Raw genomic sequence first — 13,978 nt, 5'->3', positions numbered from 1 at the left:
TCTGCACCTCCTTATTCAGCATATAAATACATCAATCTAGGTGAATTGGATTGGGACATAAGCTTCAAAAGATTCGTTAACTCCGCATCTTTATTTCCTATGATCTTGCTTGCGCTCATATTAAATAAGGAACCAATTCCAAAGTTTTCTGTATAACTCACAACTTGAGCTCCGGCTAAATCATGATCCTCCTTCATTTGCTTGATACAATCGTCAAAATAGCCAAATTGATCAATTAAATGGAGTTGTTTCGCTTGGCGTCCATCATATACTCGTCCATCAGCAATTTTCTTAACTTCCTTAACAGATAGACCTCTTCCTTCTGAAATGACATTCACAAACCCTTCATAAGAGTGATCAATCATATTTTGAAGGATTTTCCGTTCTTCTTTCGTCATATCCCGTGTTGGGCTCATAATGTCCTTATATGGACCACTCTTAATGGTTTCAAATTTAACGCCATATTTTTCTGCTAACCCAGCATAATTATAGCCTTGCATAATGACTCCAAGAGAACCTGTTAAGGTTTCAGGACTTGCAAAGATTTTATCAGCAGCTGTAGAAATATAATAACCACCTGAAGCGGCCATTGAGCCCATGGAAATATAAACAGGCTTTTTCGTATCCTTTTGAATTTCTTGAATCTTATCATGAATTTCTGCGCTTTCTACCACACCGCCACCAGGAGAATTCACCCTGATAATAATCGCTTTTACTGTATGATCTGTCTTAACGTGCTCTAGTTCTTTCATAAATTCCTGATGGCTGTAGCCTCCATTGCTTAAAATGGATTGAGCCTCACCCGTATCCTGTATAGTTCCATTTACATCAAGAACGGCAATTTTCTTTGCTTCATCTCCCTCTTTTAACACCTTTTCCTGAAACATTTCATCATTAGCTTCAAAAAGTTTTGAAACAGAAGACTCTACATCCGTAAAGGCAAAGGTGGTTAAAAAATTAATCAACACGGAAAAAATAAATAATCCAAAGGCAATGGCTAATGCTGCCCATCTTTTTCCATTCATGAGTCCATACCTCCTTAGTTCATAAATACAAGCAATCAGAAAACTTTAAAAAAATCTGAAAACATTGTACACTATATTCAATCTTTACCATTTTATCAAAATAGTAGCTAAAAAAGGAATCGATTTTAAAAAATTGGGGATGACAACAGATGGAAGATCGACGCAACCTTTTTTTCTTCTACAAAAGCAATAATGAGATAGAAGAAAAAGTAAAAAATCTTATCGAATTAGCTTTACAAAATGGATTTCGTATCGTTACAGATATGAAGCAAGCAAATATTATTGTTAGCATTGGTGAAGATGGAACCTTTCTTCAAGCTGTTAGAAAAACGGGTTTTAGAAGTGACTGCCTCTATGCTGGGATTTCCACGGTTGGGAAAATAAATTTATATTGTGATTTTCCTTTAGAAGAGCCAGAAAAAATTATTAAGGCCATAAATAATGAACAAATTGAAGTAAGAAGATATCCCACTCTAGATGTAAAGGTAGACGATAACACATCCTTTTACTGCTTAAATGAATTTAGTATTAAATCGGCAATTATTAAAACCTTCGTGATGGAAGTTTTTATTGATGATCTCCATTTTGAAACCTTTCGAGGGGATGGAATGGTTATAGCCACCCCTACAGGAAGCACCGCCTATAATAAATCCTTAAATGGAGCTGTAGTGGATCCGCTCCTCCCGTGTATTCAAGTAAGTGAATTAGCTTCTCTTAACAATAATCGCTATCGGACATTGGGATCTTCCTTCATTCTTAACGGAGACCGTAAACTCACGTTAAAAGTAAATCAAGACGGGAATGACTATCCAACCATGGGGATGGATAATGAAGCCTTAAGCATTCGACATGTGGAAAAAATTGAAGTAAAACTAAGTGACCAGCAAATTAAAACGGTTAAATTAAAGGACAATTCCTTCTGGGATAAAGTAAAACGAACATTTTTATAAAGTGAAACTTCCATCAGTGGGGGTTTTTGACGCACAGGACGTGCTAGTGCAGACGTTGTGATTGACGTCGCGCTTTTAGTCTGCCATTCATCCCCCACTGATGGTTAGTTAAACTTATCGGACCTTTACGGACAGTTGATCTCCCACTTCAAGATTCTTCGTATACTCAGAATCTTGAAGTGGGAGTCTTACTGTCCGTTAAGAGTGGGATAAACGATATGAACAGGTAACTTCAGCCATTTTTACATATAAAATAAAAAACAGGCCGACCTATAAATTTGCGTCTGCCTGTTTTTTAATAACCTATGAAGCCCTCTGCTTTTTCCACTTAGATTCTAAGTTGCTTACCATTTTCGTGCTAGCCAATGAATAAATCGCTAATGCTGCCCAAATAAAAATAAAAGATAATAAATGCACCTTGGAAAAATGTTCATGATAAAGAAAGATCCCAAGAATAAGTGTTAAGGTTGGAGAAGCATATTGAAGGATTCCTAAGGTTGATAAAGGAATCAGCTTTGCTCCCTTTGCAAAATAAAGCAAGGGAATGGCAGTCGCTACCCCCGCCCCTATCAATAAGAGATCCGTCCCAATTGAAATGGATAAAAAGGCATGAGTTCCATTGAAAAATAATATCATCATATAAATGAGTGCAATAGGGGTTACAGCCATTGTTTCCAACGTCAAGCCAATAGCAGCTTCAACAATAATTAGTTTTTTGGCTAATCCATAAAGTCCGAAAGTAAGAGCCAACCCAAGAGCAATCCACGGAAACTCTCCATAAGTAATTGTAATGATTAAAACCCCTACAAAAGCTAGAATAAAAGATACATTCTGGGCAATCGATAGTCTTTCCTTTAATACAACCATTCCAAGCAGAACACTAATTAAAGGATTGATGTAATAGCCCAAGCTAGCTTGAATCATATGATCATTATTGACGGCCCAGATATAAATAAACCAGTTTCCACTAATTAATAATGAAGCAAGGACCAATGCTAGAAGTTGTTTTTTGTTTTGTTTCAAACCTTTGAGTGTGGTAACAAAGCCCTGCCATTTTTTGGTCATGAGGAGGATGATGACCATAAAAATAAATGACCAAAATACACGGTTGGCTAATATTTCATCGGAACCAACTTTTTGAAGCAATTTCCAATAGATTGGTAGGATTCCCCACAGGATATAAGAGGCACCTGCATAGATGACTCCTGTTTTCATTTCTTTATTATTCATACCCATACCTCAATTCTTTCTAGTTACGAAATAAATTCATTATATAACGAAAAAAATGGGGTTGCTAGTAGAAATAACCATTTTTTATTTCCAAGACAGACCAAGTTTATTCTTTCGATTTTTCGCAATTATAGACGATTTCTCCTCCAATAACCGTTTTATCAATCTTGACATCAACGATTTTCTCCCGGTCTATTACGAAAATATCCTCCTTCAAGATTGTAAAATCTGCTAAAAAGTCTACATTAATTTCTCCACGACTTTGTTCATGACATGCAGCATACGCGCTTCCACTTGTATATAAACAAACCGCTTCATAAGGGGTCAACACCTCTTCAGGCATATATACCGTCTTACTTGAGTCCTCTCTTTTTGTACGATTCACTGCCGTATGAATTCCTAAAAGAGGACTTAAAGGTTCAATTGGAGCATCAGAACCTCCAGCACAGGATAATCCTCTTGTTAACAAGGTTTTCCAAGCAAAATTATATTCCATATTTTCTTGTCCAACTCGATCGATTACCCAAGGAAAATCGGAAGCTACAAAGCCTGGTTGAATATCCAGTGTAAGTGGAAGATGTAATGCTCGCTCTATTAAATCATTCCGCCATATTTCAGCATGTATTAATCGATCTCTTCCCTTACCTGCCAAAGGGTTTCTTTCAATAGATGTTAGAGCCATATCAAAGGCTTGATCCCCAATCGCATGAATGGCAACAGGCATCTCCAGTCTTCGTGCTTCTCTCACCAGGTCATCTAACTCATGCTGAGAAAAAATCGCCAAACCGCTTGTTGTTGGATCATCTGCGTATGGATAACTCAATAATGCCGTTCTTCCTCCTAACGAGCCATCAGCAAATATTTTGATTGCACCAAATTCAAGCCATTCATTTCCTTGTAAATAACTACCGCCATATTTTTCAAACTCGTTCATCACTCCATAATGAACTAACAGATGAGTTCGAAATCTTAATCCTTCTTTATTGATAACTTTCTTCATACAATCGAATGTGCTTCTAAACCCGTTGTAATAATTTAGATCCTCTGTATGTACCCCTGTAAGACCAAGTCGGTATGCGTCTTTGATAGCTGCTCGAAGACAATTTTCTATATAATAGGAAGTGACTTTTGGAATTTTCGTTGTTAAGAGATCTTGAGCTTGATCCTTTAAAAGTCCATTCAATCGACCATTATGATCCCTACCAATAACTCCACCAGCTGGATCTAGGGTTGATTCATCAATCGAAGCTTTATTTAGCGCCAACGAATTCGCCACTAGTACATGCCTACAAATCCGTTTTAAAAGCATTGGATGGTTTGGATCAATTTGATCTAGATCCTCACGTGTGATGGGTACAGGATTTTCCCACAAAAATTCATTCCAGCCTTCCCCAATAATCCACTCTCCTTCCAGAGCCTCTTTTGCATAATTTTCTACAGCAGAAAGAACCTCATCCTTTGACTGCATATGGGATAAATCTAACCTTAATAACCTTTCTCCATGACCGATCAAATGCACATGACTATCGACAAATCCCGGAAGCATTGTACTCCCTTTTAAATCAACGCTTTCTTTGATTTCTGATCTGTAGCGATTTTCTATTTCGTCTAATGATCCGATTGCTATAATTTTTGACCCATTTGTGAATACTGCTTCCACTTGATGGTGCTCCTGCTGAAGTGTATAAATTGGACCGCCATACCAAAGCTTTCCCATTCTTTTTTCTCCTTTATATGAAGTTAAAAAATGCAGACATACATCGTCTGCATTTTACCACTAATTTATTATGCATTTTGTTCCAATTCTTTTTTTCTTAATTCTACCCTGCGAATTTTTCCTGAAGTAGTTTTCGGAAGTTCTTCCAAAAACTCAATTTTTCTTGGGTATTTATATGGTGCTGTCAAAATCTTGACATGTTCCTGCAATTCCTTAATAAGATTAGGATCATTTTCATTCACTCCGTCTTTTAAGACTACAAAGGCTTTGACAATATGCCCACGAACTTCGTCTGGACTTGCAACAACTGCACATTCCTTTACAGCCTCATGCTTAACTAAAGCATCCTCTACTTCAAAAGGTCCAATCGTATATCCCGAACTAATAATAATGTCATCCCCACGGCCTTCAAACCAGAAGTATCCATCTTCATCCTTTTGGGCCTTATCCCCTGTTATATAAAACTCTCCACGAAACTGCATCGCCGTTCTTTCCGGATCCTTATAATAATTTTTGAATAAGGCAGGGGTTTCAATATGCACCGCGATATCTCCGACTTCACCTATTGCACATATATTTCCTTCCTCATTAACTATTTCCACATGATTACCTGGAATGGGTTTTCCCATTGAACCTGGTCGTAGTTCCATTCCCTTTGTCATACCAACAAGTAAAGTATTTTCCGTTTGTCCATAACCATCCCGAACCTCAACATCAAAGAATTTTTTAAATGTATCAATCACATTTCGATTCAAAGGCTCTCCTGCTGAAACAGCGCTATGAAGATGTGGAAGATGATAATCAATAAGATTATCAACCTTTGCCATTAAACGATACTCCGTTGGGGTGCAGCAAAGAACATTGACTTGATACTTCTCTAATAATTGTAAATATTTGTTTGGCTCAAATTTTCCAAAAAAAACGAGACCTGTTGCACCAGAACCTAAAACTGAGAGAAAAGGACTCCAGATCCATTTTTGCCAACCGGGTCCAGCAGTTGCCCAAACTACATCCTCTTCATTTATGCAAAGCCAGTTTGGTGCAGCTGCACGCAAATGTGCATAGGCCCAAGCATGGGTATGTACGACTCCTTTAGGGTTTCCAGTTGTTCCAGAAGTATAGGATAAGAATGCCATATCCTCTTTAAGGGTATCAGCCAATTTCAGTTCATTAGGAGCTTGCTTCATTTCTTCATCCAAATCAATCCAGCCCTGCTCAGCATTTCCAATCACAAATTTTGGAATATGGTCAATACCGGAAATTTCCTTAAATTGCTCCACATAAGGATAATAACTGATAATCCCTTTTACATCACCATGTGTAATTCGATATTGTAGATCTTTGGTACGTAGCATTTCTGAGCTTGGAATCACAACAAGGCCGGCTTTTAAAGCTGCAATATAGGTTTGATAGGCTTCAATTAAACGAGGAACAATAATTAGTAGAACATCGCCTTTTTGTAGGCCATGATTTAAGAAAACGTTTCCAATTTTATTGGAATTTTGAATAAGTTGGTGGTAAGTAATTTCCTTAGTTTGCCCTTCTTCACTTTCCCATTTTAAAGCAAGCTTTTCAGGATTAGTTGCGTAGCGTTCAATCTCCGAGACTAAATTGTATCGCTCAGGAGCGATTAAATGGTCACGATTCATCAAGTTTCCCCCTAAATTTAAATTAATTTTATCAACATAAAAGCTTTTCCTCCTTCAAAAAATATTATACTAAATTATCATAAAATTTTGAATTACATTTTTATGTAAGCACTAGAAAATATTAGTGTTTTGAAAAAAACTAAAAAGGAGCGAATTACCCGCTCCTTGTAGCCATAATATTTTCTTGTAATTATTGTTGAGAGAATCCTCCACCTAATGATTGTTCAGCCATTTGAACTAGGCGTTTCGTAATCTCTCCTCCAACAGAACCGTTAGCACGAGAAGTTGTATCTGCTCCAAGATTAACTCCAAATTCAGTTGCAATTTCATATTTCATTTGTTCTAGAGCTGATTGTACTCCAGGAACTACTAATTGATTAGAATTGTTGCTTCTGCTACTTGGCATGTGATATCACCTCCTTGTGAGTATAGATTGTGTAATATCACATGCCTTCATACAACGACATTGTTGGTAATTGTTCACAAATTTTTAGAATAATTCCTCTAATGTATCATTCTGTTTTTCCTGCTTAGGAATTAGAGTAATCGCCTCCACTCCAGCGACCGCTTTTTCAATCAATGGCTCGAAATCAACAAAACTTTCGTAAAATTGAACTTTTTCCTTCTTCGGTTTCGTTTTTGGTGACGCAGGAACAAAAACAGTACAGCAATCTTCATACGGAAGGATGGAAATATCATGTGTACCAATCTGTTCGGCTACCTTTATAATGTCAGTTTTATCCATTGTAATAAGTGGACGTAAAATAGGGGTATTAGTAACATCATTAATCGCATACATGCTTTCAAGAGTTTGACTTGCCACTTGTCCAAGACTTTCTCCTGTTACGATCGCTAAGCCCCGCTGTTTTTCCCTAATTCGATCGGTAATTTTCAGCATCATTCTCCTTGTTGTGGTCATCGTATAATTCTCAGGAACCTGTTTATGAATGAGCTGTTGAATTTCTGTAAATGGAACAATATGGAGTGTAAAAGCCCCACTGACCTCTGCTAATTTTTGGGCAAGGTCTAAAACTTTTTGCTTAGATCTCTCACTTGTAAATGGTGGGCTATAGAAATGCACTCCTTCTATTTCCATCCCTCGCTTCATGGAGTAAAATCCCGCAACCGGACTATCAATTCCACCAGAAAGCATCAGCATTGCTTTACCACTGGAACCAACCGGAAGTCCTCCAGCACCTTGAATATTTTCACAGGATAGATAAGCCGCTTCTTCCCTTACCTCTATTCGGAGATTGATATCAGGATTTCTCACATCTACTCTTAAATTAGGTACATGGGTTAAAATATGAGCTCCAAATGCTTGATTTAATTCACCCGTATCTAGTGGGTAACTTTTATCTGCTCTTTTTGCCGTAATTTTAAAGGTATCTCCCTCTTGATATACACGTTTAAAAAGCTGTAATGCCGCATCCTTCATTTTTTCTAAATCCTTGTCAGCCTTCACTGCAGGACTAAAGGATTGAATGCCAAATATTTTTTTCAAACGCACGATAATTTTTTCAAAATCTTCACCATTAAGAACAACATACATACGGTCTCTTTTACTTTCAATTTTCACTCCGGGAAAGTCACTAAGAGCAAGCTTTATACTTTTTCTTAGTCTTTCAACAAAGATATGTCTATTTCTCCCCTTCGTAGATATTTCTCCATAACGAATTAAAATTCGATCATATTTCATCATTAGTTCATTACCCTTCGCAAATTTGAAATAACCTCGTTAAAAATCTCGATAGCCTGCTTCGCTTCCTCTATTGTATTTTCGTAAGACAGACTAACACGTATGGCACTACTGGCCAATTCCTCTGATACCCCCATGGCAACAAGAGTACCACTTAATGATTTCCTTTTTGATGAGCATGCGCTCGTTGTTGAAACAATGACATCCTTTTCTTCTAAGGCATGTACAAAAACCTCTGATTTAAAACCGTGAATGGAAAAATTAAGGATATGTGGTGCACTGTTTTCCTTTGGAGTGTGGATGGTCACTCCATCCCAAGTTTCTAGCTCATGATAAAGATACTTTTTTATCTCCTTTAATTTAACGAGCTCTGTTTTTTTCTTCTCCATTATGAATCTCATCGCTTTTGCCATGGCAACAAATCCAGCCACATTTTCTGTACCGCTACGAACATTTTTTTCCTGTTTTCCCCCGGACAAAAGCGGAGAAATTTTTACTCCATCTCGAATGTATAGAAGGCCTGTCCCTTTTAATCCATGGAATTTATGGCCGGAAATCGAACATAAATCGATGTGGTATTGATGCAGCGGTAAATCCACTTTCCCAATTCCTTGGACATGATCGACATGAAAAAGTATTTTTGGATATTGAAGCAGCATTTCCCCTATTTCTTCAATTGGCTGAATCGTTCCTACCTCGTTATTCACATGAATTATTGAAACTAGAATGGTATCATGACAAATAGCTTGCTCGATTGTTTTCACATTCACTCTGCCTGAATCATCAACTGGAATATACGTAATACGAAATCCTAGTTCTTTCAGCTGTTCCATCGCCTCATAAACAGAAGGATGCTCCACACTGGTTGTGATGATATGTTTTCCCCGATTCCGGTACATATGAGCCGTACCTTTAATAGCCAAATTATTACTTTCTGTTCCCCCAGAGGTAAAATAGATTTCATTTGCCTTCACTTCAAGAAGATTCGCTATTTGTTCCCTGGCTTGTGTTAGTAATCTTTCTGCCTGGCCACCTAAGGAATGCAAGGAAGAAGGATTCCCATAATAATTCATTGAAACCTTTAAATAGGAATCGAGCACTTCTTTATGTGGCTTCGTTGTCGCACTATTATCAAAGTAAATCATTCGATCCCCTCCAACTTAACTTTATCGTTTTATTATAACAATTTATCTTATCATGAATCAGGATGCGGAAACAAAGAAAAAAGGCGACGATTTCGTCAGCCTCATTCTATTGTTTCATTTAATAGTGAATCATCAGTGGCTAATAATTCCTCAATTCTCTTCAAGGCACCCGGCTCAACCTGCTCAATTGAAGTCGCAGCCTGTTCTAAAGCCGCATGATAATCAAATCCTCTAAAAGACGACTCTGCCTGCTCTAGTGCTTTTCTCACAGATGAATGACTACTGCGATATCGATTTCCGTATTGAATGACTCTTTCTGCAAGAATAACCGTTTCAATCATATCAATAGTTTTGTCATGCAACTTTTCAACAGTCATTACAGCTACTTCTAAATACTTTTGTAAATTGGGGATATCTAGTGGTTTTTCTTCTAATTTTAATTTAACATTTTGAACGCTCTCTTTTGCATCCTCAACTAAATATTTATAATCTTGTGGTAAGCCTGGAATATGACTTTTAGATACCGTTCGAATAGCTTCCGATACTTTTTTCGTTAACTCCTGTACCTTTTCTCGAGCTGTCAATTCATCTTTTCGTAATGTTACTAGTTTTTCCTTTAAGCTATTTTGCTCTTCTACTACTTCTTGAAGCATCTCTTTCATTTCTTGTAAATCTTCACTTAATAATGAATGAGCAATACTATGATTGGCAATATTTAGCTCTAGTAATTCAAACCGTTTCAAAAACTGTGAAAGCTTCTTCTCAAGTTCTTTTTGTAGATTCTGTTCACTTTCAGGAATATGATAGCTTAGAGAAACGGACTGAATTTCAAATTGTAATTCATTATTGGTTTCCTGAACCCCTTGCAGCAATTCCTTGGTTTCTGCTTCATTTTGACTAATGAAATGCTTAGCATGGACCTCTTTTTCAAGGAGATCAAATAAAAATTCAATGCTTTCCTTCATTTCTTCGATTCCTTTTTGAACCTCTCCAATTTCTGCTGCCTCAATATAACCGATATAGGCTCTAAGCTCCTCTTCCATTTCATCTATTTCTTTTTCAATTTGAATATGCTCAAGTATATATCCTTGGCTCTCCATTTCCCGAAATCCATTCTTTAATTCATCAAGAAGAGATGGGATATTGGTTTGGCATTCTACAAGCAAATTAGGAATTTGTTCCATTAAATCATGAATATGTCCAATAAATTCTTTGATATACAGAACAATTTCTCTTGCTTTTAAATAATCTCCATTCGTGGTTCTTTCATCGAATTCCTGAAATTTCAAAGCTGCTTCATCCAATTTCTTTTCAAGCACATCTTCGGCATTCCCGAAGTTATGGCGATAGGCAAGCAATGTTTTTTTACTTTCCCGGTACATATCTTTCAATTCTTCAATTTCTAATTTATTCTTTTCCTCACTTCCAACCAAATCATGAATTTCTGCTACCAAGGCTTTAATCTTTTCTTCTGTTTCTAATAAATGATTATGAATGAGGATCTGAATCTCTTTTGATTTTTTGAATCGATATTTATCCGTATATTCTTCTGCATCAAATAGATATTCTTCCACATCAGGGAGTTCAGCAGTAACAATTTCATCCCATTCATTTCTCCAACGCTCGAATAGGACCTCCGTTTCACCGGTCATATTTAGCTGTTTTACCTTGGACATTTCATCTAAAACGGGTCGATTAACAATATCTATTTTCCATTCTTCTAGGCGATCAATTTCTTTATAATTCTTCTTTTTCATAATATAGCCGGTTATGTATAAACATAGTAAGATTACTATGCCTGCAATGATGTAACTCATAATAAGCCCCCTGTTCTGTTCCGAGCTAATCTATCAATATATCTTTCAGCGATTTATTGTTCATTTCAATGTAATTATGATACCATGTAAACGACATTTTTTGACTATTATTTTCACATTTTCTTGCAATTTCTTGTAATAAATCCGATTTTTTTGTAATTATTCTATTTAGACAGTGCTATTTTTGATTTTTTGGAGGGGATAAATCATGTTTTTGAAGGATGGCCATATTCATACACCGTTTTGTCCACATGGCACTAATGATCGATTCGAATCTTACGTTGAAAAAGCGATTGCCTTAGGCTTCCGTGAAATGACCTTTACCGAACATGCACCATTACCAAATGGATTTACCGATACAACGCCCAATCAAGATAGCGCCATGCAACAGGAAGAGTTAAACAGATATTTTGCCAAAATTGAAGAATTAAAAATAAAATATGCTGATAAAATCACTATCTTATCCGGTCTTGAGGTAGATTTTATCGAAGGATTTGAGGAGGATCTTACAGACTTTCTTAATGAAGTAGGAGAACATCTCGATGATGCTATTCTTTCTGTTCATTTTTTAAAAAATGGTGAACAATACGATTGTATTGACTACAGTCCTGAAGTTTTTCAAAAAATGATACTGGATTACGGCTCACTAGCAAGTGTCTATAAAAAATACTTTGAGACCCTTCAAATGTCAATCGCCGCCGATTTAGGATTGCACAAGCCTAAAAGAATAGGGCACATTACATTAGTACAGAAATTTCAAAAGAGATTTCCTGTACCGTATGATCTGGGACCAGAATTAAAGCAAATTCTTTCTGCCATTAAAGCAAAAGGCTATGAGCTTGATTATAATGGTGCTGGTACAGCAAAGCCTCTTTGCCGAGAAACCTATCCACCTCTATGGGTAGCAAAAAAGGCAAAACAACTAGGCATCCCCCTTGTATACGGTTCAGATGCCCATCAGGTCAAGGAACTAGGACAAGGCTTGAAGCTAATGACTTGGTAAGAGGCAACATTCCCCACATTACCTGTTTATCTAATTGTTTACGACCTTCAACTTTTGGGCAGGTAAGGGTTTTGTGATGAACGTATCAATCCAGTTACCAATTTCAATGGAATATTTATTTGCAAAATATTCCTCATTGGGGAATATATGCAAAACTTCCGTAGCATATTGGCTATTTAAAAAAGGCATGGCCATCAATCCTTTTAATTGCATGATCATATAATTAACGGAGAGCAGACGGAATTCGCCTGTTTCCATTCCCTCCTCAAACACTTGTTTAAAGTAATACTTTTCTTTTACAAAATAAGTGGACATGATTTCCCGAATTACTTGAGAATCAATCGATGTCTCCCTTAGAATAAAACGCGTTAAATGAATATTTTGACTTTGAAATTGGATAATATTTTTGGACATTTTTTTTAGCGTTGCGATAGCCCCAATAGAATCAAGATTTGCAAACCCCTTTTCTATTTCATGGAGATACTTTTCGAAAAAAATAGTAAAGCAGTATTCGAGAAGACCATTCTTATTATTGAAGTAATAAGAAATATTTGCTACATTCGTACCTGCTTTCTTCGCAATATCACGAATCGAAGTCCCGTTGAAACCTTTAATATTAAATAACGTAATGGCCGCTTCAACAATCGCAGCTTTTGAGTTTTTTCTCATATCTCCTGCTCCTTTTTTGTAAAAAAATAGCCTTTTCTAATACATTCTTGGTTTACAGGATATTTCCTCCTATAAACAGCTCGACAAAGTCTCCTCTTTTTCTTGTTCTTTTGATAGAATAGATAATAAAATTTACTAGAATTAGGTGAAAAATCATGTTTAACGTCGAATCTTATCAAGGATCTCGTGAAGATAATTACAATCTTGTTATTAAGCAAGCTCAAGCACTGCTTGAGGGAGAAAGCAATCAAATTGCAAACTTAAGCAACGCATCCGCCTTATTAAATCAATTTCTTGATCGCATCAATTGGGTTGGATTCTATTTAATGGAGGATGGTGAACTTGTCTTAGGACCTTTCCAAGGTCTTCCTGCTTGTGTTCGAATTCCACTTGGAAAAGGAGTTTGTGGAACGAGTGCTATGCTTCAAGAAACGTTAAGGATTGAGGATGTCCATCAATTTCCTGGGCATATTGCCTGTGATGCTGCTTCTGAATCGGAAATTGTCATCCCATTAATAAAGGAAGGAAAGCTCATAGGTGTGCTTGACATTGATTCCCCAGAAAAAAGCCGATTTGATGAAGTGGACCAAAAGAAATTAGAGGAATATGTTGAGGCAATCCTCCCCTATCTTTAATGTGGTTTATCCAGACTGCCTAAACACGGCATAGAAATTGCTATTTTATCCAATATGTAAAAGAAAGACAAATAACATGAGCAATAAATAAAATACAGCAAAAAACGCTTGGATTCACTTCATCACCAAGCGTTTTGATTTTATTCAATATTTCTTAAAATTCTCGTTTCCTCGTTGTTGAAGAATTATTTTTCCTTTTTTTACTTGCCTTATAAAAATACCAACCCACTCTCCAATTATTACAATAAATAATAAATAGAGGTTATGTTCGGGTTTTCCTACTTTTAACCAGTCGATATTGAAAAAATACGCGATTCCTGAAATTACTCCAATCATTAACAATCCCAGAATCAATCTGATAAAATAACCTGTCATAGGAAGCCTTCTTTATATAAATGCAAGCTGAATCAGTTTTTTTTCTTATTATTGATGTGCGTCA

13 protein-coding genes are annotated in these 13,978 nt (G+C 36.5%); 3 read left to right on the top strand and 10 right to left on the bottom strand.

Annotation, left to right across the window (positions count from 1 at the left end; all coding sequences use genetic code 11):
- Positions 1-11: 11 nt before the first annotated feature.
- Positions 12-1,025 carry a signal peptide peptidase SppA gene (sppA, locus tag ACE38V_RS12910; RefSeq protein ID WP_375841677.1) on the bottom strand — a complete coding sequence of 338 codons (1,014 nt, stop codon included), beginning with the start codon at positions 1,023-1,025 and terminating at the stop codon, positions 12-14.
- Between the two features lie 149 nt (positions 1,026-1,174).
- On the opposite strand from sppA, the gene ACE38V_RS12905 reads away from it, so the two are divergent.
- Entirely contained in the window at positions 1,175-1,975 is an 801-nt protein-coding gene (locus tag ACE38V_RS12905; protein WP_375841675.1) for an NAD kinase, read from the top strand.
- Between the two features lie 303 nt (positions 1,976-2,278).
- Here the strand turns inward: ACE38V_RS12905 and rarD are convergent, their stop codons facing one another.
- From rarD to ezrA, 7 genes are all read right to left on the bottom strand, one after another.
- Positions 2,279-3,205, bottom strand: a complete 927-nt coding sequence (gene rarD, locus ACE38V_RS12900) for an EamA family transporter RarD (RefSeq protein ID WP_375841672.1) — start codon at positions 3,203-3,205, stop codon at positions 2,279-2,281.
- Positions 3,206-3,311: 106 nt separating this feature from the next.
- The gene (locus ACE38V_RS12895; RefSeq protein WP_375841671.1) at positions 3,312-4,922 is read right to left on the bottom strand and encodes an amidohydrolase; all 1,611 of its coding nucleotides are present in this window, start codon (positions 4,920-4,922) and stop codon (positions 3,312-3,314) included.
- A 68-nt stretch (positions 4,923-4,990) separates the two neighbouring features.
- Entirely contained in the window at positions 4,991-6,571 is a 1,581-nt protein-coding gene (mbcS, locus tag ACE38V_RS12890; protein ID WP_375841668.1) for an acyl-CoA synthetase MbcS, read from the bottom strand.
- Positions 6,572-6,761: 190 nt separating this feature from the next.
- Positions 6,762-6,977, bottom strand: a complete 216-nt coding sequence (locus tag ACE38V_RS12885; protein WP_375841666.1) for an alpha/beta-type small acid-soluble spore protein — start codon at positions 6,975-6,977, stop codon at positions 6,762-6,764.
- An 84-nt stretch (positions 6,978-7,061) separates the two neighbouring features.
- Entirely contained in the window at positions 7,062-8,270 is a 1,209-nt protein-coding gene (gene thiI / locus ACE38V_RS12880) for a tRNA uracil 4-sulfurtransferase ThiI (protein WP_375841797.1), read from the bottom strand.
- Positions 8,271-8,272: 2 nt separating this feature from the next.
- Complete coding sequence (locus ACE38V_RS12875; protein WP_375841665.1) at positions 8,273-9,415, bottom strand: cysteine desulfurase family protein; 1,143 nt, start codon at positions 9,413-9,415, stop codon at positions 8,273-8,275.
- A gap of 101 nt (positions 9,416-9,516) precedes the next feature.
- Positions 9,517-11,232 carry a septation ring formation regulator EzrA gene (gene ezrA, locus ACE38V_RS12870; RefSeq protein WP_375841663.1) on the bottom strand — a complete coding sequence of 572 codons (1,716 nt, stop codon included), beginning with the start codon at positions 11,230-11,232 and terminating at the stop codon, positions 9,517-9,519.
- Positions 11,233-11,440: 208 nt separating this feature from the next.
- On the opposite strand from ezrA, the gene hisJ reads away from it, so the two are divergent.
- A complete protein-coding gene (hisJ, locus tag ACE38V_RS12865) occupies positions 11,441-12,235 on the top strand; it encodes a histidinol-phosphatase HisJ (RefSeq protein ID WP_375841661.1) in 795 nt (264 codons plus the stop codon).
- Between the two features lie 30 nt (positions 12,236-12,265).
- Here the strand turns inward: hisJ and refZ are convergent, their stop codons facing one another.
- A complete protein-coding gene (gene refZ, locus ACE38V_RS12860; protein WP_375841659.1) occupies positions 12,266-12,904 on the bottom strand; it encodes a forespore capture DNA-binding protein RefZ in 639 nt (212 codons plus the stop codon).
- 155 nt (positions 12,905-13,059) lie between these two features.
- Between refZ and ACE38V_RS12855 the strand changes: the two genes are divergently transcribed.
- Complete coding sequence (locus ACE38V_RS12855) at positions 13,060-13,539, top strand: GAF domain-containing protein (protein ID WP_375841657.1); 480 nt, start codon at positions 13,060-13,062, stop codon at positions 13,537-13,539.
- A gap of 144 nt (positions 13,540-13,683) precedes the next feature.
- Here the strand turns inward: ACE38V_RS12855 and ACE38V_RS12850 are convergent, their stop codons facing one another.
- Positions 13,684-13,914 (bottom strand): hypothetical protein, encoded by a 231-nt coding sequence (locus ACE38V_RS12850; protein ID WP_375841656.1) that lies wholly within the window; start codon positions 13,912-13,914, stop codon positions 13,684-13,686.
- Positions 13,915-13,978 lie beyond the last annotated feature (64 nt).

The sequence above is a fragment of the Cytobacillus sp. Hz8 genome (assembly GCF_042263505.1).
Taxonomy (GTDB): Bacteria; Bacillota; Bacilli; order Bacillales; family Cytobacillaceae; genus Bacillus_BE.
Note: the sequence above shows the minus strand (reverse complement) of the source record. Positions and strands in the feature narration are given on the sequence as shown.